Source organism: Pseudomonas sp. 43mfcvi1.1, assembly GCF_900115935.1.
Classification (GTDB): domain Bacteria; phylum Pseudomonadota; class Gammaproteobacteria; order Pseudomonadales; family Pseudomonadaceae; genus Aquipseudomonas; species Aquipseudomonas bijieensis.
Genome location: NZ_UETT01000004.1, coordinates 450,776 through 470,389, shown reverse-complemented (window position 1 = coordinate 470,389; position 19,614 = coordinate 450,776). Strand labels below are relative to the sequence as shown.

Sequence of the window (19,614 nt, the reverse complement as noted above, 5' to 3'; positions counted from 1 at the left end):
CTCACTCCTGGCGCGGTGCTGTTACGTTATCGGGGTGGTAATCGAACCCAAGGAAGCGCAGTGCAAGCAACGCCTGACCTTTGTGCATGGGGCCACCGTCCTGGGTAGGACAACCTCGTTTACGTGCAGCACTGCAAAGCGGTGTCGGGTCCGGCGAGTTGATGATATCCACGACGAGGGTGCCGGGCTCGAGCCGGTCGGGGTCCACAGGCATAGGATCATTCTTGCTCATGCCAAGCGGCGTTGCATTGATCACGATTTCATGGCCCTGTGGGTCGGGAGGGCCGGGATGCGTGATGCAACCTGTTTCGGCAGCAACGGCTTTCGCCAGCTCCTCGGCTCGCTGTTCGTCGACATCGGAAATAGTCAGCGATCGAGCGCCCGCCGACGCGACGGCAAATGCGATCGCTCTGCCTGCGCCTCCAGCGCCGACCAAAAGAACGTTTTTGTCCGCGGGATAGTAGCCTTCCCATTGCATGCCAAGGACACAGCCGAGGCCATCGAATACGGCGCCGACCCAGCGTCCGTCGGTCTCGCAACGAATGACATTGATTGCGCCGACTTGCCGCGCAGTCGGATGAAGTTCGTCGACAACCGCCAGCATCCTTTGTTTGTGAGGCATGGTGACCAGGATGCCGGCGAGATTGTTCAGCGCTCTGGCACCCGCCACGAACGAGGACAGGTCATCGGCCTTGACCTCCAAAGGAATACAAACCGCGTCTGCCTGCTGTTCTATAAAGAGTCTATTGAATAATTGTGGAGACTTGGCGGCCGCCAGCGGATGGCCGACCAATCCATAAAGCCGAGTTGTTCCTGTGATATGTGAGGCCATGGTTGCCTGATATTCGATGTTGACGGGAAGAGGCGCCCTGATTGCCTTTGGGGGCATGAACAGCGTGGATGGCTCTGCATAGGCAAATGCCAACCGCATGATGCTGCTCTGCCCGTCGGGCCTGTGTGGGGCGCGAAAACCTGAGGGTCGCACCAGTGTAATTCGAAGGTGGTTACGAGCGCAGTTGGCTAGCCAGGTCGTTTGGGACGGCTGTCCGGGCTGTGCCCTGCATCGCTTCGGCCCGCAGACGATCGTATTCTCCTTTGGCGATAGGCACCGCGTTGCGCTTGCCGAGATCTTCAAGGCGAATCCGGTACGTTTCACGCGTAGTGAACGCCGCGATCGCAGCGACCACACAGATACCTAATGTAAGGGAACCGATTTTCAGAGGGATATTCTCGGAGCCGGGCGGCGCGACAGTGACGAAGATTGCCGGTAGAAACGCAGTCATCGCGGTCCCGATATTCTGTCCGATGGCCATGCCGGTCACACGCACCCGCGTGCGGAACAGTTCGGGAAAGAGGCTTGGGAAGACGCCGTTGAAACCCTGGTAGGCGACGCCCCACATGAGTACAGAGAGAATCAGCGAAAGCCACAGATTGTGGATGCTGATCGCGTACAGGTACGCGTACGAAAGCAGTCCCGCGCAGAGCACGCCAACAATGACTGGGGGCCTGCGGCCGATCTTGTCTGAGAGGTTGCCGACGAAGGGGATCAGGATCACCGCGCACATGTTACCCAGCAAAGGAATCCACAAATAGACGCCAGCAGGGAAACCGATTCCATAGGCCGGTTGGACCGCATAGGTGGCGCCGAATACCGAGGCGACAATGGCGATCACAGCGGCAAGTGCCATGCAGATCACGCGCAAGAGATCACCCCAGCTCTGGCGGATGACTTCGACGACTGGCAGAACAGTAGCTTCTTCGCCGTGCTTTTTTTGCTCGGCAAATGCGGGTGTCTCATCGACCTGGCGGCGAATGATATAGCCCATGATGACGACAACGACGCTGAGCAGGAACGGAATCCGCCAGCCCCAGGAAGCGAACTGATCCGCAGGCATGAAGTGAGCCAGAGGCAGGAAAACGGCTGCCGCGAGGAGCTGTCCGGCCTGGACCCCTTGGAGAGTAAAACTCGCGAAGTAACCACGGCGACCGGACGGAGCGTGTTCGAGAATCATGGAACTGGCGCAGGAGATCTCCCCGGCCACCGCAAAACCCTGAATCAGACGCATCGTCACCAGCAGCAGCGGCGCCCAGATCCCGATCTGCTGGTACGTTGGCAGAAGTCCGATGCACATCGTCGAGAAGCCCATCAGGAACATGCAGTAGACCAGAACCGTTTTACGGCCATGACGATCGCCTAAATGCCCCAGGACGACGGCGCCTATCGGCCGGGCGATGTAACCCACACCAAAGCTGGCCAGGGAGGCGATGATGCCGACCGCTGGGTTATCAGATGGGAAAAAGAGCTGTGGGAACAGCAACGCCGCTGCGGTCGCATAGATAAAGAAGTCGTAATACTCCAATGCCGAGCCGATCCAACCGCTGGCGGCGGCTTTCTTTGACTGGCCTTTGGAATGAGCGTCGATCGGTATGCTCTGATTCATGACGTGTCTCCGGTTTTTCAATTGTTTTTATTGTAACGGCGTTCCATTAGTAATTCTGTTACTGGAATCGCCGCATTGTCAAGGAAGTCTTTCCTTGGTGATCAAGGCGTGACGCTGGTATTCGTGAGGTGCTGAATGCATACGCCAGGCACCGTCGCCGAGCCGAGCGCGCACGCTAAAGCCCGCTCATGCAATTGAGCGAATAGGGTGTAAGCGGATGAACAGGCTCCCTAGCGCCAGCTGCCAGCACTGTTGCTTCCTACCGAGGGCAATGACTCCAACGACAGGTTTTAACGTTGTGATGCGTGGCTCTCTGCAAAATTGGACGTGTCAGCGGTGCAGGATGACCCCAAGGCGCACGAGCCCCGTGCGCCTTGGGAGAACACCTGCGCCGCCTTGCACGTTTGCCAACCTACAAGCTATCTCGCGAGGGATAACCGTCGACAAGCCTCGAAATGTTCAACGGATTCGCGTTCTTGAGCGCATCGGGAAGCAATGCATCCGGGTAGTTTTGGAAGCAGACGGGTCTCAGAAAGCGGTCGATGGACAAGGTGCCAACCGAGGTGCCACGACTATCGGAAGTCGCAGGGTAAGGGCCGCCGTGCACCATTGAATCGCAGACCTCGACACCCGTTGGGTAGCCGTTGATGAGGATGCGGCCAACCTTCATCTCCAACAGAGCAGTCAACTCTGCGAATTGCGTCAGGTCTTCTGGCTCGCCAATCAGGGTTGCGGTCAATTGTCCGTGAAGGGCATTGATGGCAGCGTTGAGTTGCGCCTGGTCAGTGACCTCGATGAAGATGGACGTGGGGCCGAAGACTTCTTCTTGAAGAACCTTGTCGCCGTTAAGCAGTAACTCTACGTCGGCCTTGAACAACTGTGGCTGGGCCTGGTGACCCTGTTGATTGCTGCCGGCCAGGTGCACGATGCCGGGGTGCGCGTGCAGGTTCTGCAAGCCAGCCGCATAGCTACGCAGCGTGCCTGCGTTGAGCATTGTCTGTGCCGGTTGGTCGCTTATCAACGCTGCCACTCTATTCTGAAAAGCACTGAAAGCATCCGAGCGAATGCCAACCACCAGCCCGGGATTGGTGCAAAACTGCCCACAACCTTGAACCACCGAGGCGACAAGATCGTGAGCGATACTGTCGGCTCGACGCGAGAGCGCCTGAGGCAGGATCACGACCGGGTTGATGCTCGACATCTCGGCGAAGACCGGAATGGGCTCGGGGCGAGCGGCGGCCATGTCGCACAATGCTCGACCGCCTTTGAGCGAGCCGGTAAAACCAACACCCTTGATGAGCGGGTGTTTGACCAAGGCTTCACCTACGCCACTGCCATAAATCATGTTGAAGACACCGGCGGGCATGCCGCTGCGCTCGGCCGCCCGGATAATCGCATTGGCGACCTGTTCTGCAGTCGCCATGTGGCCGCTGTGGGCTTTGAATACCACCGGACAACCCGCCGCGAGCGCCGAGGCGGTATCACCGCCGGCCGTGGAGAAGGCCAACGGAAAATTACTGGCGCCAAACACCGCAACCGGACCGATGGCGGTGCGGTACTGGCGAAGGTCAGGGCGCGGCAACGGCTTGCGAAGTGGTAACGCCTGGTCGATGCGCGCGCCATAGAAGTCACCACGGCGCAGTACGTTTGCAAACAGGCGCATCTGACCGCTGGTACGCGCGCGTTCGCCCTGGATGCGAGCTACAGGCAATGCTGTTTCACGGCAAACCAGGGCAATAAACTCATCGTCCAAAGCCTCCAGCTCTTGGGCAATGGCATCGAGAAATTCAGCCCGTTTGCTCGCGCTCAGGCAGCGGTAGCTGGAAAAGGCGTTGTTGGCTGCATGAGCCGCGTCCTCGACTTCTTGCAAGGTCGCCTGGTGGAAGGCATAGGGCAAGGTCTCCCCCGTGCTGGCATCGACACTCTTGACGATGATACTGCCGGCGGCGATGCGCTGACCGCCGATAAAATTCTGGCCGGTGATGAGGGGCATCGTTGTCTCCAGGTTGAATGGGCAAGAGATAGCTGGGCAAGGCATTCCCAGGACTGAAAATCAGGTGACGGCGCCGATCTGCCAAGGCACGAACTCATTTTGTCCGTATCCGTGCTGTTCGCTCATGCTGCGCTCGCCCGAGGCAATGCGCAGCATGGTTTCAAAGATCGCGGCACCGCACTCTTCGATGGTCAGAGTGTCTTCGGCTATTTCGCCGCAGTTGATGTCCATGTCTTCTCGCTGACGAGCCCACAAGGCGCTATTAGTCGCCAGCTTGATTGATGGGGCAGGGGCGCAGCCATAGGCCGATCCGCGACCGGTGGTAAACGCAATCAGGTTGGCGCCACCGGCGACCTGACCGGTTGCCGAGACCGGGTCATAGCCAGGGGTGTCCATGAAAACCAGCCCGTTGGCAGTGACGGCCTGGGCATATTCGTAGACATCCATCAGGTTGCTCGAGCCGGCCTTCGCCACAGCGCCCAGGGACTTTTCCAGAATGGTGGTCAAGCCACCGGCCTTGTTGCCGGCAGAGGGGTTATTGTTCAACTCGGCCCCCATGCGCTCGCAGTAGCGTTCCCACCAGTGAATTCGAGCGATGAGTTTTTCGCCGACTTCACGGCTGACAGCCCGCCGCGTCAGCAAGTGTTCGGCCCCGTAGATTTCTGGGGTTTCGGAAAGAATCGCGGTACCGCCGCAGGCGACCAGGCGATCCACCGCATTGCCCAGTGCGGGGTTGGCGGTAATACCGGAATAGCCATCCGAGCCACCGCACTGAAGCCCGACGGTCAGATGGCGAGCGCTGACCGGTTCACGCTGGATCTGATTGGCCTCGCCAAGCAATTGCTTCACGTGGTCAATGCCACTGGCGATGGCCTTGGACGTACCGCCACTGTCCTGGATGTTGAACGTACGCAGGGTATTACTACGGGTCAGTCCTTGCGTCGTGAGTAATGAGTCGATTTGGTTCGTCTCGCAGCCCAACCCGATGACCAGCACGGCCGCAAAGTTGGCGTGGGTCGCATACCCGGCCAATGTCCGGCGCAACATGCTCAAACCGTCGCCCGCGGGATCAACGGCGCAGCCGGCGGAATGCGTGAGAGCAACAACACCGTCGACGTTTGGATACGCTTGCAGTGCAGCCGGATTGATGTCCCGACGAAAATGGTCTGCGATGGCCCGGGCGACTGTGGCAGAGCAATTCACTGACGTGAGAATGCCGATGTAGTTGCGTGTCGCGACGCGTCCATCCGGGCGCACGATACCCATGAACGACGGGGCTTCACTCGGTTTGGCGTTGGGTTTCGCATCGACGCTGAAGGCATAGTCTCGAGTGAATTCCCCCATGGCCAGATTGTGCACATGGATATGCTCGCCTGCTGCTATGTCGACAACCGCAAAACCAATGATTTGCCCATAGCGCCTCACCGGTTGACCGGCTTCGATACGCCGGGAGGCTACTTTATGACCCGGTACAATCGCTTGCCGGACAGTCACGCCTTCTTGCTCAAGAAATTCGCCAGCAAGCAGCGGTCGGCGTGCGATAAGCACATCGTCCAGCGGGTTCAAGCGCAGCACAGCTGCTGCGCCGGTTTTCATGATCAGTTCCATCGCATCCTCACGGGCTGCTGGGTAGTGCGCGGTCGCTGGTAGCGCCGCACTTTTGTGCCGGCACTATAGGATTCATGGAAATGGCTGCCTAATGAGAGCTTTCGATTGCTCGATAACTTTGCCTCATCGGCTTTGTCTGGGATGGCTGCGGTGTTTCTTCTCTGTCGCTGTCTGCCGCTGTCTGGCGAATTCCAATAAGGTCGCAATAAACGTCCGCGTCGGCTCTGACAGGGGTTCATCCTTGCGAGTGATAACCCCGTAATCCTGAGATTCAACTTTGAAGGGGGTGTCGAGGATTTGCAGTTGGCCATTTTGCAGGTGCGACTGGACCATGGACTCGGGGAGCATGGCGAGCATTGGTCCAGACTGCAGCAACTGCAGGAAGGTTTGCATGGAAATTGTCTCCACCGTGTTGGTGGGCGGAACGATCTTGAACTTCGTGAAAGCACGCTCCATGCGTTGTCGGATCGGCGTATTGAAGGGATACATGACCCATGGCCATTCGCTGAGTGCTTCAGTGGGCACCACTTCAAGTTGGCACAGCGGATGTGCGCTGTTCGCGACGAGACAAAAGGGTTCAGGCCCCAGCGGCGTAAATTCGAAAGGCTGACAATCCTCATCCGTGACGCGGGCGATGATCAAATCGAGTTTTTTTTGTTCGAGCATTTCCAGCAGATGGTTGCTGGTTTGTTCGATCACCTCGATAGAAAGCAGAGGGCGCTCCCGCTTTATGCTGGCGATGGCTTCAGGCAACACCACTGATGTCGCGGCGAAAATGGTGCCGATTTTCAAATGACCATGCCCGCCTCTTCGCAGCTTGTTGACTTGGTCGACGAACGATTCGGTGTCTTCCAGGGTAATACGCGCATAACGAGCCACGAACTCCCCTAGTTCAGTCAGCACCAGGTTGCGCGTCTGGCGCTCGAACAGTGGGAAACCCAAGAGTACTTCCAGATCGCGAAGCAATTTACTGATGGCCGGTTGCGTAACATTCATGTGTTCTGCGGTCGTGTGCATATTGCGGGTCTTGGCCAAGCTATTGACCAGTACCAAATGTTTGATCTTCAGCCATCGGGTGACACTGCCAAAAGTAATTTGATCGTTTTCCATTGGATAAGGCCTTGTCTGTCGATAACGAAACAGCATTGATTAGTGAGATTCTTTCATTGGGATTCGCACGGGCGGTCCATTAGCTTTGCGGCTCTGATGGCTGACTGATCTGGAAGCTCTATGGCGAACTTGAAACTGACGCGCGAAAACACCCTGCCAGTGGATGGCTTGGCCGGAACACTGATCGGCCGTGCCTGGATCCCGGGTGCGATTGCAGGACCCTCGCCGGTAGTGCTGCGCGAGGATGGTGTGTTTGATCTTTCTGAAACCTTTTCGACAATAAGCGAACTGCTGGAACACACCTCGCCGTTGTTGGCGGTTCGTCAGGCGTCTGGCAGGTATATCGGGACTGTCGAGGCGTTGCTTGGAAACACTGGCAGCCATGCCGATCCCGGCAAGGCATCGCTGTTGCCCCCAGCAGATCTGCAAGTCATCAAGGCGGCCGGGGTAACGTTCGCCTCCAGCATGATCGAGCGGGTCATCGAGGAGCAGGCCCGAGGCGATGCCGCCAAAGCGGAAAGTGTTCGCCGCTTGGTGCAAGAGGTAATCGGCGATAACTTGCGGGCAATCAAGCCGGGCTCGCCAGAAGCGATGAGCCTCAAGGCGGTGCTGATCAAGCAAGGCATGTGGTCGCAATACCTGGAGGTCGGTATCGGCCCGGACGCGGAGATCTTCACTAAGGCACCGGTTCTGGCCGCAGTGGGCAGCGGCAGTGAAATCGGCATTCATCACAAGTCTGAATGGAACAACCCGGAACCGGAAATTGTGCTGGCGGTGAACAGTCGAGGCCAAGTGCATGGCGTCACCTTGGGCAATGACGTCAACTTGCGTGATTTCGAAGGCCGCAGTGCACTGCTGTTGAGCAAGGCCAAGGACAACAATGCGTCCTGTGCGATCGGCCCATTTATTCGTCTGTTCGATGAAGCGTTTACGCTCGATGACGTGCGCAATTGCGTCGTGGATCTGCGGGTTCAGGGCGACGACGGCTTCATCCTTAAAGGCAGCAGCTCCATGGCGCTGATCAGCCGTGACCCGTTGGATCTCGTGGCCCAGACGATCGGCGGCGATCACCAATACCCTGATGGCTTCATGCTGTTTCTCGGGACATTGTTTGCGCCTACCCAGGATCGTGAGGCGCCGGGAAGCGGCTTTACGCATAAGCAGGGTGATGAGGTCAGCATCGGGAGCCCGTTGCTGGGTACATTGCGCAACGCAGTCACCTACAGCCATGAGGCTGCGCCCTGGACTTTCGGCTTGCGAGCAATGATGCACAATCTTGCTGCCCGCGGACTGCTGTAGGTAAGGCGGGAGGGGGAGATGCATTGGGTGTTCTTCCGCAAAAGATTGGACATACGCAGGCCCACTTCTATTGATGAAAAGAGCCGAACCCGTTTCATATCGGTCGGGCGTCCCTGCTTCCTGGAGACGCCTGCGGGTCCCACCCTGTCTCGATAAGGCCAGCCAGATACAAGCGGGTTTGACTTATCGGATGGCGCCTGCATACTATTGGAACGTCGTTCCAGTACGAACAATGTTGCTCACATTCACCTCATTGTCAAAGATAAGTCGAGAAAAATATGAGAGTCGTTAAAGGTGCTGTTGACCGCTGCCTGGAGGCTATCGAGCTGCTGGCACGTGAAGCTCGCTGGATGCGGATGTCCGATATCGCCGCTGAGTTGGGCTTGGAAAAGGGGCCCGCTCATCGAGTGCTTGCTCAGTTGGTCGAGCAAGGATGGGCAGAGCAGGATGAAGCCACCTCGCAGTACCGCTTGACGCTGAAGCTAGCGCTGTTGGGGCAGCGCTATTTGCATGGAATTGGTTTGCCTGAGTTGGTCCAGCCGATCCTTGAGCAAGTGGCTGTTCAGTGCCAGGAGTTGGTGCGGCTGACGGTGGTCAACGAGGGCACCTTGTCCTGGCTGTCTTCGGCCCAAGGCGCCGCGCCGGGGCTCATGTATTCGCCGGCCATGGATAAACCGATCAATCTCTACGCCACCGCCAATGGCAAAGCCTGGTTGGCATCAATGCCCGATGAACTGGCCATTGAGCATGCGTTGCGTAGCGGATTGGGGAAAGCTGACGCCGGGATGGGGCAGGGACCGAAAGCGATCAACAGCATCGAAGGCTTGTTGGCCGAACTGGCGCTGACCCGCAAGCGCGGGTATGGCTTGGTCATTGAAGAAGCCGAGGCGGGTGTCTGGGCGATTGCCGTACCGGTCAAGCTGGTTCCGTCTGGCGCTGTGGTCGGTACGATGAGTATCGCCGGCCCGGTCTTGCGCATGCAGCCTGAACGTTATGACGAATTGCATGCTCTGCTGGAAGATGCAGCCAACAAGCTGGGTACGGTTTGGCCGCGCCAGAGCAACGTGCATTCGGAGAGCGTATGAGCCAGCTCGCACCTGCATGGACCGAGGCGGGGGCAGGGCTGGAAGTCGCGGCTGCCGCTTTGGTCCGTGCACGGCTGGAGGGTGTCCGGCTGGCATCCTTGCCAGGCCCGAACCTGCCAGGCAGCCTGGCACAAGGTTTTGCCATTCAGCAGCACGTAGGGCCATTGGCTGGAAAAACCGTCGGGGGATGGAAGTGTGCATTACCCCCGGCTGGCAAGTGGATCGTGGCCCCGATCTACAGCGACAGCATTGTAAAAGGCGAACGCTACTCACTGGCCGCCGACGCCGATAAGGCGCGCATCGAGCCTGAACTGGCGTGCGTCCTGGCCCATGATTTGCCGGCTCGTGCCGAGCCTTATACAGCTGGAGAGATTGCTGCTGCGATCAGTGACGTGCACTTGGCACTGGAAGTGATCGACTGCCGTTACACCGATCCACACTCATTGCCGTTCGAGCAACTGCTCGCCGATGGTCTATTCAATCACGGCCTGGTACTTGGGGCGCCAATCACGCTGTCGAACGCTGCCAGCATGCCCTCTGAACTGGATATCACCCTGAGCGATGCAACGGCAGAGCTTGTGAATATCAAGGGCCGCCATCCGGACGGGGATCCGCTGTTGCCGATCGTATGGCTGGCCAATTTTCTGTCTACACAAGGGATAGGGCTGCAAGCAGGGCAGGTGGTTATCACCGGGTCCTATGCAGGTGTTCTCGATGTGCCCGTCAATCAGCCACTGCATGTTCGGTTCGGCGAAGCAGGCTCATTGTCTGTCCATTTCTCAACGCTGGAGGAGTAACAAATGCGCTTAGTTCGTTTTGGTTTACCGGGGCAGGAACAGCCGGGAGTTTTGGATTCGCAAGGGATCGTTCGAGACCTTTCGGGCATTGTCGATGACATCGATGCGTCGGCCCTGAGCCCCACAGTGCTTGAAAAACTGCGTGCTGTTGACGTTGAAAAGCTGCCGGTGGTGGCGCCTGGCACACGTCTTGGTCCATGCGTAGGCAACGTACCGAACCTGATTTGCATCGGTCTGAACTACTCCGATCACGCAGCTGAAACGGATACGCCTATCCCGAGCCAACCGGTGGTATTCAACAAGCACACCGCATCCATCAGCGGACCCAACGACCCGGTGATTTTACCGACGGGTGCCCAGAAGCTTGATTGGGAAGTCGAGCTGGCCATCGTCATCGGTACGCCCGCCTGGCAGATCGATGAGTCGCGGGCTTTGGAACACATCGCCGGTTATTGCCTGGCCAATGATGTTTCCGAGCGGGCTTATCAGCTTGAGTACGAAGGCCAGTGGACCAAGGGGAAAAGCGGCTTTTCTTTCGCACCTCTGGGACCTTGGTTGGTCACCCGTGACGAAATTGCCGATCCGCAGGCACTTGACCTCTGGCTCGATGTGAATGGCAAACGTCTCCAGACCGGCAATACCCGTACGATGATTTTCAGCGTTGCACATATTGTCGCGTACCTCAGTCGCTTCATGCCGCTAATGCCGGGTGACGTCATCATTACCGGTACGCCACCCGGTGTAGGGCTCGGGCAGAAACCACCGGTATTTCTCAAGGCGGGTGACACCATGCGTGTCGGCGGCCAAGGGCTGGGTGAGCAATTTCAGACCGTGGTTCCTTACGTTGCTGAAATGGGCGCTGCGTGGGTCGCCGGTCGCCATCCCAACGTTGACTGACTATCGCTAGAGGAAAACGCTATGAGCTTTGCAGGAACAGGAGTAGTCGCGATCTGGCACGATCTTTTGCCCGAAGCGCGGGACGAGTTCTATGAGTGGCATAACCGTGAACACATGCCTGAGCGGGCCGGGATTCCGGGTTTTTTGCGGGGGCGTCGATACATCGCTTTGGATGCAGGGCCTACCTACTTCAACCTCTATGAGGCGGATACGGTGCAGGTGCTGGGCGGGCAGGATTATCTATCGCGTCTCAACAGTCCGACGGCGTGGACCCAACAGTCGGTGAAGTCCTATCGCAACGTCGCGCGATCCATTTGCGAGGTCACTTACACCAGCGGTGTGGGGCAGGGCGCGTATTTGTTAACGGTCCGTTTCGATGTTGTCGAAGGGCAACATAAATCGGTATCAGACGCATTGCGCCAACGCGTACTTCCTCCCCTCGCAGATAAACAGGGAATTACCGGCGTGCACTTGTGTGTGGCTGATGAAGCCGTGAGCAAGGTTGAAACCGCAGAGAAAAAGGCCCGCGCCGAGGGGACGCAAATACCGGCCTGGATCGTCATGATCGAAGGTTGTGCGCCCGACTATGTTCGTGTCGCCGGCGAGTCTTTTGTGGCGGAGTTGCAACGGCTGTTGGAAGGGCAATCAGTGGGGCCGGAAACCACGCTTTATCAATTGGAATACACACGTTGCAAAACGCCGGGAAGTGCGGGTTGATCGCCGAGCGCTCGAGTACGTTTTAACTTTCAGTCGTAATTCTCAGGCAGTTTCCCACGAGCGTGTCATTACAGGCATTGAGTTCGGCTCGCGTCTGCGCACGCTCGGATTTTGTTTGAGGTGAATATCAACCCATTATCAAGTTACTCAATAAAGGGCTAGTACAAGACAGATAGTGTTCCCAGCAGTGGCTCGGAAGTAGTTCTTCGAGCGGCCTGTGCATAGGTTGAATGAAGAGCTAAAAATCGCAACAAAAACAATAATAATTCATTGTGAGAAATTATCATGCGCTACCCTGTTATTTCCCGCGGCGTGCCTGCACATCACTCTCTGATCCGTCTAACTCTTGCGGTCTGCGCGGGTTCGTCAGCGGCTGTTCAAGCCGATCAGAATAGCGGTTTTGTCGATGGCGCCAAGGCCACCCTCAATTTGCGCAATGCTTACATCAATCGTAACTTCACCAACCCGAACGCTGCCCAAGGTAAAGCCGAGGAATGGACCCAGAACTTCATTCTCGACGCCAAGTCCGGTTTCACCCAGGGCGTGGTCGGTTTTGGTGTGGATGTGCTGGGCACGTACTCGGTCAAGCTCGACGGCGGCCGCGGCACTGCGGGCACACAATTGCTGCCCGTGCATGATGACGGTCGTCCGGCCGACGATTTCGGTCGCCTCGGCGTCGCCCTCAAGGCCAAGGTGTCGAAGACCGAGCTGAAGGTCGGTGAATGGATGCCGGTGCTGCCAATCCTGCGCTCCGACGATGGCCGCTCCCTGCCGCAAACCTTCCGCGGTGGCCAGGTGACCTCCACCGAGATCAACGGCCTGACGCTGTACGGCGGTCAATTCCACGCCAACAGCCCGCGCAACGACGCGAGCATGGAAGACATGTCGATGAACGGCCGCGGCGCCTTCACGTCCGACCGCTTCAACTTCGGCGGCGGCGAATATGCCTTCAACGACAAGCGCACTCAGGTTGGCGTCTGGTATGCGGAACTGTCCGACATCTACCAGCAGCAGTATTTCAACCTGACCCACAGCCAACCCATCGGCGACTGGACCCTGGGTGCCAACCTCGGCTACTTCACCGGCAAGGAAAACGGCAGCGCGCTGGCCGGCGACCTGGACAACAAGACCGCGTTCGCCATGCTCTCGGCCAAATACGGTGGCAACACGTTCTACGTCGGCCTGCAGAAAGTCGGCGGTGATGACGCCTGGATGCGCGTCAACGGCACCAGTGGCGGCACCCTGGCCAACGACAGTTACAACTCCAGCTATGACAACGCCAAGGAAAAATCCTGGCAACTGCGCCATGACTTCAACTTTGCTGCCGTCGGCGTGCCGGGCCTGACATTAATGAACCGATATATCAGCGGTGATAATGTCCATACAGGTTCGATTACCGATGGCAAAGAATGGGGCCGAGAATCGGAACTGGCCTATGTGGTGCAGTCCGGCGCGCTGAAAAATCTCAGCGTTAGATGGCGAAATTCGAGTATTCGCAGGGATTTCAGTACCAATGAGTTTGATGAGAACCGAATCTTTATTAATTACCCCATCTCGCTGCTATAAAGCGTTTTTCGATCGCACTTCTTGATCAGCAGGCGGCGCTCGGGTACGCCGCCACTGTTCTAAAACTCTCCGGTTTTCATGAGCGCTGGTTCCAATAATCTCTGGGCCAGCGCCAAGGCCTCATCTTCAGTAGCTGTGATGAGCATGGGGTAGCCCCAAAACTTTTCATACACGACTGCGAACGCTTTGCCTGCTAAGCGTTTGGTGAGACTTGATTCGATATGAATCGAGGCTTTGACATACTTCTTGAGCTCACTTTTATGGCGCTTCATCCACAGAGCCATTTGTTTCATTTCGTCTGGTGAGTGTTCCGGTTGCTCCTTATCCAGACCTTCGCTGCTTAGGAGGACGAAGGGTTCATTGCGGGCAATCAGGGCTTCGAACTCAGCAAGTGATTTTTCTTGGCTATCGCCCAGTGTGGTCTTTTGCAGCCAAACGAATGGAAATTGGGTGGCATCTATACGCATTTCTATAGTCCTTCGACGAGTTGCCAAACCTCTGTGATGTCTCGCAGTTTCAGGATACCCTGTAAGCGGGTCGGCGTAATTGCACAGTCTGGCCACAATATTGTTCGAATCAGCCAGATTTTTTTTTCCTTGGCTTAGCGAAAGGCATACACCTGCTATGGCGAACACTGCTAACAAAGACATGTTTACCCAGTGGGACGTCGACAGCATTTCGCGGCCCGTCGTTGCACTCAGCGCTTCGATGGTCAGCAAGGACTGGGAGCAGGCCAGTCATCAACATCGTAAGGCGCAACTGCTTTACTCCGTGCGCGGTGTCCTCAATTGTGAAATAGAAGATGGCGTCTGGATCGTTCCACCGCAATGCGCCGTCTGGATACCCGGTGGTTTGTCACATGCGGCACGTGGCTCCGGAGAAACGGAATGTTATTGCCTGTTTGTTGAACCTGATGCCGCCCCGGATCTCCCGCGAGGTTGCTGCACGATTGGCGTATCGCCGCTGCTGCGTGAGTTGTTGCTGAAGACGGCAAGCTTCTCGGGAAACGCAGTCACTGGCGCGCGCGAAGAACGCTTGATCGCAACGTTGTTGGATGAATTGTCGGCGGCCCCCGTGCAGGACCTTCATTTACCGATGCCTCGCGACACGCGTCTGCGCAGGCTCGCCGAAATGCTCCTGGCCGACCCTGCGGTTAAGGTTTCGGTGCACGATTGGGCCACTCGCATCGGTATGAGTGAGCGCAGCATGAGTCGGCTGTTACTGCAGGAAATAGGGATGAGTTTTGGGCGTTGGCGTCGGCAGTTGCATGTGATTCTGTCACTGCAGCGCATGGCCAAAGGAGAGAGCGTTCAAACGGTTGCATTGGAGCTCGGTTATGAGGGACCCAGCGGCTTTATCACGATGTTCCGCAAAACCGTAGGCAAACCGCCTGTGCAGTATCTTTCCGCCCGCTCAGCCAGTGCTCCCATCGCTGGTGACTCCTCGCACGTGGCGTCGATCCTGTTTCCTTGATGACGTGAATGGCGGCTAATCGGCCCTATCGTTTCTGGTGCTGTATTGCGATCCGCCCCTCCCAAGGCATCGTAGAACGATACCGCAAACATACCTCCCTCATTCCTAATCAAAGTCAAAGTTGACGGCGGTTACGCTCAATTCCGGCCAGAAAACGACCCATCGCGAACATTGGCTGAACTGGAAAATAATCTGGCCATACCTCGATATCTGGCAATGACTGCTTGTTGCTAGATTGCGCGACACGAATGCTAATCAGTTTCATCTGAGATTGATTTATCACTTCCGTTCTCCGGTCTGGTTCCGGGTGAGTTCTCGGCCTTCCCTCAAATTCGTCTCTCGACGGTCGGCCGCTGTCTGTTTTTTATTGATAAGGAATGGCTGATGTGGATTTCGTTGATTTACTGCGGTGGGAGGCGCCACTGCGTGCCTCAGCGTCTGGTGAAAAAACCAGTTGCTGCAGCGCTGCTTGTGTTTTTAGGTAGTTCGAGTTGTGTGATGGCGCAGGACATTATTGAAGCTGACGAGAGCACACCGTCTCAGGGCACGATGATCCTCCCATCGGTGACGATAAGCGCGACAGGAACACCCGATGCCACCACGACGGAAGGGACTGGGCTTTACACCACCGGCCAGACCACGGCCGCAACTCGCTTACCGCTGACGCTGCGGGAGACGCCGCAATCAGTTTCCGTGGTAACGCGTCAGCGCATGGACGATCAAAAACTGGATTCAGTCCAGGGGGTGCTGGAGAACACGACCGGCATCTCGTCTTACCAATCTGATAGCCAGCGCACGAGTTTTTATTCCCGAGGCTTTCTGATCGACAACATCCAGTATGACGGCATACCGGCCGTCATCGGCGACGTCATAAACGGCAGTGGTATCAGTGACCTGGAAACCGCATTTTACGACCGGGTCGAAATTGTGCGCGGAGCGAACGGACTTCTCACTGGCACGGGCAATCCGTCTGCTGCGGTCAACCTGGTGCGCAAAAGACCAACACCAGAGTTTTCGGCCTCAACCTCTATCAGTGCGGGGTCATGGGACAATTTTCGGGAGATGGGGGATATTTCCGTGCCGCTGACAACAGACGGTCGTGTCCGAGCACGTATGGTGGGGGTCAATAACGATGGTCACTCCTACATCGATGGTTATCAAACACAAAAGCAAGCGTTCTACGGGATCATTGAAGCAGAGCTCACCGAAGACACCACCTTGGATATAGGGTACGACTATCAGAACAGTTCCCCTAAACGACCTACTTGGGGCGGTGTTCCTCTATGGTTCAGCAATGGCTCAGAGGCACAATGGTCGCGTTCCAAATCCATGGCTGCGGACTGGAATCGTTGGGACAGTACTCGGCAAACTGTTTTCGCCGAACTTGAACAAAGGTTTGATAACGGTTGGAAGATCCAGGGTGTCGTAAACCAGTATCGTACTAAGTATGACTCCCAGTTAATGGGAGGTTTCGGTACACCCGATCAGGATACTGGATTGGGCACCTTCCCCAATGGCACTTATCCGAGTGCATTGGCTGGCGAAGGGAAAAGCCGTCAAAACACCTTCGATGTAATGGCGAGCGGTCCGTTTGATTTAATGGGGCGCCAACATGACCTGGTAGTGGGCGGCATGAGCTCCCGATATACCTCGAATAGAGACGATGTCAGTCCTTTTATTCTGGGCTTCACCCCCGGCAATATCTACGATTGGAATAGTCATTTCCCCAAACCCGACTTTGATGCAATGACGTCCATGCCGACGAATACCGAGGTTAAACAGCGCGGCTTCTACAGCACTGCAAGATTCTCTCTGGCCGATCCATTGAAGCTGATTGTCGGCGGGCGGTTCAGCCGGTACGAGATTGACGAGACCGCAGGCGGAGCACCGTTCAATTATAAGAAAAGCAATGAGTTTACGCCTTATGCAGGTTTGATATACGACATTAATAGCACGTATTCCGTATACATCAGCTATGCCGGCATATATAACCCGCAAACATCGTTCCGAGATAGCAATGGCAACGTCCTCACGCCTACTGAAGGTAAGACGAAAGAGATTGGCCTCAAGGCTGAATACCTGGAGGGGCGCCTAAATGCGTCTGTCGCATTGTTTGACACCGAATTGGACAATGCTGCACAAGTAGATGGCAATCTTCTTACGCCAGGCGGTGCTCAGGCTTACAAAGGTGTTGATGGCACCAAGTCCCGCGGGATCGAGTTTGACATGCAGGGTGAAGTTTCTTCCAATTGGAACATCTATGCCGGCTTCGCCGCTTTCACAGCCAAAGATGGCAGCGGCGCCAGGCTTAATGCACAGGTTCCACGCACTACCGCTCAGATGTTCACTACGTATAAATTACCTGGAGTGTTGGATAAGCTAACGCTGGGCGCAGGCGTCAAATGGCAAAGCCGCTTCTTAAGCAGCAGTACCAGCACAAGGGTGGCGGAACAAGATCCCTATGCGTTGACGTCACTGATGGCGAGTTATGAACTGACCAGGAACATGGATGTATCAATCAATGTTAATAATGTGTTCGATAAAAAATATGCAACGCAGAAAGGAGATTTCGACACTGTCAGTTATGGGGCGCCGCGTAATGCACTGATGACATTGAATTATAAGCTGTAGCTCGTGGGTAAGCGCTGTCCCCCCCGTGGAGCTAGATCTCGCCAAGTTATATCTAGTTGCTGCAATTTTTAACTGCAGACGGGCATGACAGCATCGGCGAGTCAACCAAGAGAATCACACCGTCAGGTTTACCTCTGCGGCCTCGTCAAACTTCAACCGGGCCGCTTCAACCTCAGGCAATTTGTCGAGCGTCCATTTATGCAATTCGCGAAATGGCTGCTGCAGAGTTTGACCAAGTGGGGTGATCTCATACTGCACTGCCACAGGCGAGAATGAGATGACCTTGCGCGAGACGAGGCCATTTCGCTCCAGCCGCCGCAGGCACTGTGTCAGTGCCTTCTGAGTGACGCCCTCCAGGCGGCGTTTGATGGCATTAAAGCGGTGCGGGCCATCATCAAGCACCGCCAATACCATCATTGACCACTTATCTGCGATCTGGTCGAACAGCGCCCGGCTTGGGCATTCCGACGAGAAACATTGCGGCTTTAATTCCAGCATCGAAGTTTCCTCATATATACCTAGGCGACTCTAGGTGCCTAATTGACATTTGGTTTACAAAATATACTTATATGGCTTCCAAAAGCAAACGGAGTCCATCCCATGTCAAACCCTGATACCAGCATACTATTTCGTCCTTTTTCGATCCGGTCGCTTGAACTGAAAAACCGGATTGTCATGTCACCGATGACCAGACAATTTTCGCCGCAGGGCATCCCCGGTGAAGGGAGCGCCGCATACTACCGGCGGCGGGCTGAGGGGCGGGTCGGGTTGATTTTGTCAGAAGGGACCGTCATCGATCGTCCCGCTTCACGTAACGGTTCAGGCATTCCTTTTTTCCACGGTGAAGCAGCGTTAGCTGGATGGAAGAACGTGATCGATTCTGTTCACAATGCTGGGGGCCGTATGGGGCCGCAACTCTGGCACACCGGCGCAGTGCGTGATGTCAGCGGCTGGGAGCCTGATGCGCCGGTTGAAAGCCCATCTGGCCTCGATTCGCCAAACGAGCCGCGCGGCGTGGCGATGAGCGAAGAGGATATTGCAGACACAGTCGCTGCTTTTGCCAGGGCAGCGGCGGATGCCAAGCGGCTGGGTTTCGATACGGTCGAGATCCATGGGGCTCATGGTTATTTGATCGATCAGTTCTTCTGGGCCGGCACCAATCGGCGTACTGATCGTTATGGCGGACCAACGATCAAAGAGCGCTCCCGCTTCGCCGCCGAGATCGTGTCTGCAGTTCGTCATGCGGTCGGGCCCGAATTCCCTATCATCATGCGCGTCAGTCAATGGAAGCAGCAGGACTTTGGTGTGCGTCTCGCCCAGACCCCAGCACTGATGGAAGACTGGCTGCTGCCATTGGTTGAGGCGGGTGTCGATGTTCTGCATTGCTCGCAGCGACGCTTCTGGGATCCTGAGTTTCCCGAAATTGATGGTGAGAACGGGCTGAACTGCGCGGGCTGGGCGAAAAAAGTCACTGGAGCCACAACCATTAGCGTCGGTTCGGTTGGGCTGGATAACGATGTCACTAACGCCTTCGCCGGCAAGGGCTCAGCCCCTGCCAGCTTGGACCGCCTCGTCGAGCGTATGGAGCGCGAAGAGTTTGATCTGATCGCTGTAGGGCGTGTCCTGTTGAGTGACAAGGATTGGGTCGCCAAAGTGGAAAGTGGCGATTACGCAGATCTGAAAGGCTTCAATCCGGCATCTTTAGCCGAATTGGCTTGAGCCTCATAGCGGAGTGGAGAGTGTGAGACCACACAGGTTTTAGTCTTAAGGCGCAAGAGACCTGGCCTCGGAGGTTGCGAGGTCGAGATCGAAACCTGCTGTTGAGTGCGCCACGGCTGTTTCCACGATCGGACATGTCAAGGCCACTCAACATCCGCGCAAACAGGTGGAGTTTGAACCCGCTGGGAGCTTCAGGGGTAGACAAGAAAACCATGTCCTGATCTTTTGCCTAGGACGTCGACGGTGGTGATCACCATCGCCCACAAATGCATTTGATT

Annotated in this window: 16 protein-coding genes; 9 read left to right on the top strand and 7 right to left on the bottom strand. The window is 56.3% G+C overall.

Features of this window, described 5'->3' with window-relative positions; genetic code table 11:
* Position 1: 1 nt before the first annotated feature.
* The 5 genes from DTP52_RS10710 to DTP52_RS10690 all read right to left on the bottom strand — a co-directional run bounded on the left by DTP52_RS10710 (position 2) and on the right by DTP52_RS10690 (position 7,152).
* Positions 2-931: a shikimate dehydrogenase gene (locus DTP52_RS10710; RefSeq protein ID WP_256594252.1), complete on the bottom strand. Its 930-nt coding sequence runs from the start codon at positions 929-931 to the stop codon at positions 2-4.
* A gap of 73 nt (positions 932-1,004) precedes the next feature.
* Entirely contained in the window at positions 1,005-2,441 is a 1,437-nt protein-coding gene (locus DTP52_RS10705; RefSeq protein WP_109753334.1) for an MFS transporter, read from the bottom strand.
* Between the two features lie 412 nt (positions 2,442-2,853).
* Positions 2,854-4,434 carry an aldehyde dehydrogenase (NADP(+)) gene (locus DTP52_RS10700; RefSeq protein ID WP_109753333.1) on the bottom strand — a complete coding sequence of 527 codons (1,581 nt, stop codon included), beginning with the start codon at positions 4,432-4,434 and terminating at the stop codon, positions 2,854-2,856.
* 60 nt (positions 4,435-4,494) lie between these two features.
* Positions 4,495-6,042: a UxaA family hydrolase gene (locus DTP52_RS10695; RefSeq protein ID WP_109753332.1), complete on the bottom strand. Its 1,548-nt coding sequence runs from the start codon at positions 6,040-6,042 to the stop codon at positions 4,495-4,497.
* Between the two features lie 123 nt (positions 6,043-6,165).
* Positions 6,166-7,152 carry a LysR family transcriptional regulator gene (locus DTP52_RS10690; RefSeq protein WP_109753331.1) on the bottom strand — a complete coding sequence of 329 codons (987 nt, stop codon included), beginning with the start codon at positions 7,150-7,152 and terminating at the stop codon, positions 6,166-6,168.
* Between the two features lie 120 nt (positions 7,153-7,272).
* On the opposite strand from DTP52_RS10690, the gene DTP52_RS10685 reads away from it, so the two are divergent.
* From DTP52_RS10685 to DTP52_RS10660, 6 genes are all read left to right on the top strand, one after another.
* Entirely contained in the window at positions 7,273-8,451 is a 1,179-nt protein-coding gene (locus DTP52_RS10685; RefSeq protein ID WP_109753330.1) for a fumarylacetoacetate hydrolase family protein, read from the top strand.
* Between the two features lie 278 nt (positions 8,452-8,729).
* Positions 8,730-9,536: an IclR family transcriptional regulator gene (locus DTP52_RS10680; protein ID WP_109753329.1), complete on the top strand. Its 807-nt coding sequence runs from the start codon at positions 8,730-8,732 to the stop codon at positions 9,534-9,536.
* Positions 9,533-10,333: a 2-keto-4-pentenoate hydratase gene (locus DTP52_RS10675; RefSeq protein WP_109753328.1), complete on the top strand. Its 801-nt coding sequence runs from the start codon at positions 9,533-9,535 to the stop codon at positions 10,331-10,333. Before DTP52_RS10680 ends, DTP52_RS10675 begins: the two co-directional genes overlap by 4 nt.
* A gap of 3 nt (positions 10,334-10,336) precedes the next feature.
* A complete protein-coding gene (locus DTP52_RS10670) occupies positions 10,337-11,230 on the top strand; it encodes a fumarylacetoacetate hydrolase family protein (RefSeq protein ID WP_109753327.1) in 894 nt (297 codons plus the stop codon).
* Positions 11,231-11,251: 21 nt separating this feature from the next.
* Entirely contained in the window at positions 11,252-11,947 is a 696-nt protein-coding gene (locus DTP52_RS10665; protein ID WP_109753326.1) for a DUF4286 family protein, read from the top strand.
* Positions 11,948-12,232: 285 nt separating this feature from the next.
* A complete protein-coding gene (locus DTP52_RS10660) occupies positions 12,233-13,513 on the top strand; it encodes an OprD family porin (RefSeq protein ID WP_109753325.1) in 1,281 nt (426 codons plus the stop codon).
* 59 nt (positions 13,514-13,572) lie between these two features.
* On the opposite strand, the gene DTP52_RS10655 is transcribed toward DTP52_RS10660, so the two are convergent.
* Positions 13,573-13,980: a hypothetical protein gene (locus tag DTP52_RS10655; protein ID WP_109753324.1), complete on the bottom strand. Its 408-nt coding sequence runs from the start codon at positions 13,978-13,980 to the stop codon at positions 13,573-13,575.
* Positions 13,981-14,137: 157 nt separating this feature from the next.
* Between DTP52_RS10655 and DTP52_RS10650 the strand changes: the two genes are divergently transcribed.
* Positions 14,138-14,986: a helix-turn-helix domain-containing protein gene (locus DTP52_RS10650; RefSeq protein ID WP_109753323.1), complete on the top strand. Its 849-nt coding sequence runs from the start codon at positions 14,138-14,140 to the stop codon at positions 14,984-14,986.
* A 384-nt stretch (positions 14,987-15,370) separates the two neighbouring features.
* Complete coding sequence (locus tag DTP52_RS10645) at positions 15,371-17,617, top strand: TonB-dependent siderophore receptor (RefSeq protein ID WP_109753322.1); 2,247 nt, start codon at positions 15,371-15,373, stop codon at positions 17,615-17,617.
* A 114-nt stretch (positions 17,618-17,731) separates the two neighbouring features.
* Here DTP52_RS10645 and DTP52_RS10640 read toward each other — a convergent pair whose 3' ends face one another.
* Positions 17,732-18,115: a helix-turn-helix domain-containing protein gene (locus tag DTP52_RS10640; RefSeq protein ID WP_109753321.1), complete on the bottom strand. Its 384-nt coding sequence runs from the start codon at positions 18,113-18,115 to the stop codon at positions 17,732-17,734.
* A 102-nt stretch (positions 18,116-18,217) separates the two neighbouring features.
* On the opposite strand from DTP52_RS10640, the gene DTP52_RS10635 reads away from it, so the two are divergent.
* Complete coding sequence (locus DTP52_RS10635; RefSeq protein ID WP_109753320.1) at positions 18,218-19,336, top strand: NADH:flavin oxidoreductase; 1,119 nt, start codon at positions 18,218-18,220, stop codon at positions 19,334-19,336.
* Positions 19,337-19,614: the final 278 nt, after the last annotated feature.

What these genes read in the sequence shown, in the direction of transcription:
- DTP52_RS10710 (WP_256594252.1), bottom strand. Translation starts at nt 931, where the DNA reads ATGCGGTTGGCATTTGCCTATGCAGAGCCATCCACGCTGTTCATGCCC.
- DTP52_RS10705 (WP_109753334.1), bottom strand. Translation starts at nt 2,441, where the DNA reads ATGAATCAGAGCATACCGATCGACGCTCATTCCAAAGGCCAGTCAAAG.
- DTP52_RS10700 (WP_109753333.1), bottom strand. Translation starts at nt 4,434, where the DNA reads ATGCCCCTCATCACCGGCCAGAATTTTATCGGCGGTCAGCGCATCGCC.
- DTP52_RS10695 (WP_109753332.1), bottom strand. Translation starts at nt 6,042, where the DNA reads ATGGAACTGATCATGAAAACCGGCGCAGCAGCTGTGCTGCGCTTGAAC.
- DTP52_RS10690 (WP_109753331.1), bottom strand. Translation starts at nt 7,152, where the DNA reads ATGGAAAACGATCAAATTACTTTTGGCAGTGTCACCCGATGGCTGAAG.
- DTP52_RS10685 (WP_109753330.1), top strand. Translation starts at nt 7,273, where the DNA reads ATGGCGAACTTGAAACTGACGCGCGAAAACACCCTGCCAGTGGATGGC.
- DTP52_RS10680 (WP_109753329.1), top strand. Translation starts at nt 8,730, where the DNA reads ATGAGAGTCGTTAAAGGTGCTGTTGACCGCTGCCTGGAGGCTATCGAG.
- DTP52_RS10675 (WP_109753328.1), top strand. Translation starts at nt 9,533, where the DNA reads ATGAGCCAGCTCGCACCTGCATGGACCGAGGCGGGGGCAGGGCTGGAA.
- DTP52_RS10670 (WP_109753327.1), top strand. Translation starts at nt 10,337, where the DNA reads ATGCGCTTAGTTCGTTTTGGTTTACCGGGGCAGGAACAGCCGGGAGTT.
- DTP52_RS10665 (WP_109753326.1), top strand. Translation starts at nt 11,252, where the DNA reads ATGAGCTTTGCAGGAACAGGAGTAGTCGCGATCTGGCACGATCTTTTG.
- DTP52_RS10660 (WP_109753325.1), top strand. Translation starts at nt 12,233, where the DNA reads ATGCGCTACCCTGTTATTTCCCGCGGCGTGCCTGCACATCACTCTCTG.
- DTP52_RS10655 (WP_109753324.1), bottom strand. Translation starts at nt 13,980, where the DNA reads ATGCGTATAGATGCCACCCAATTTCCATTCGTTTGGCTGCAAAAGACC.
- DTP52_RS10650 (WP_109753323.1), top strand. Translation starts at nt 14,138, where the DNA reads ATGGCGAACACTGCTAACAAAGACATGTTTACCCAGTGGGACGTCGAC.
- DTP52_RS10645 (WP_109753322.1), top strand. Translation starts at nt 15,371, where the DNA reads ATGTGGATTTCGTTGATTTACTGCGGTGGGAGGCGCCACTGCGTGCCT.
- DTP52_RS10640 (WP_109753321.1), bottom strand. Translation starts at nt 18,115, where the DNA reads ATGCTGGAATTAAAGCCGCAATGTTTCTCGTCGGAATGCCCAAGCCGG.
- DTP52_RS10635 (WP_109753320.1), top strand. Translation starts at nt 18,218, where the DNA reads ATGTCAAACCCTGATACCAGCATACTATTTCGTCCTTTTTCGATCCGG.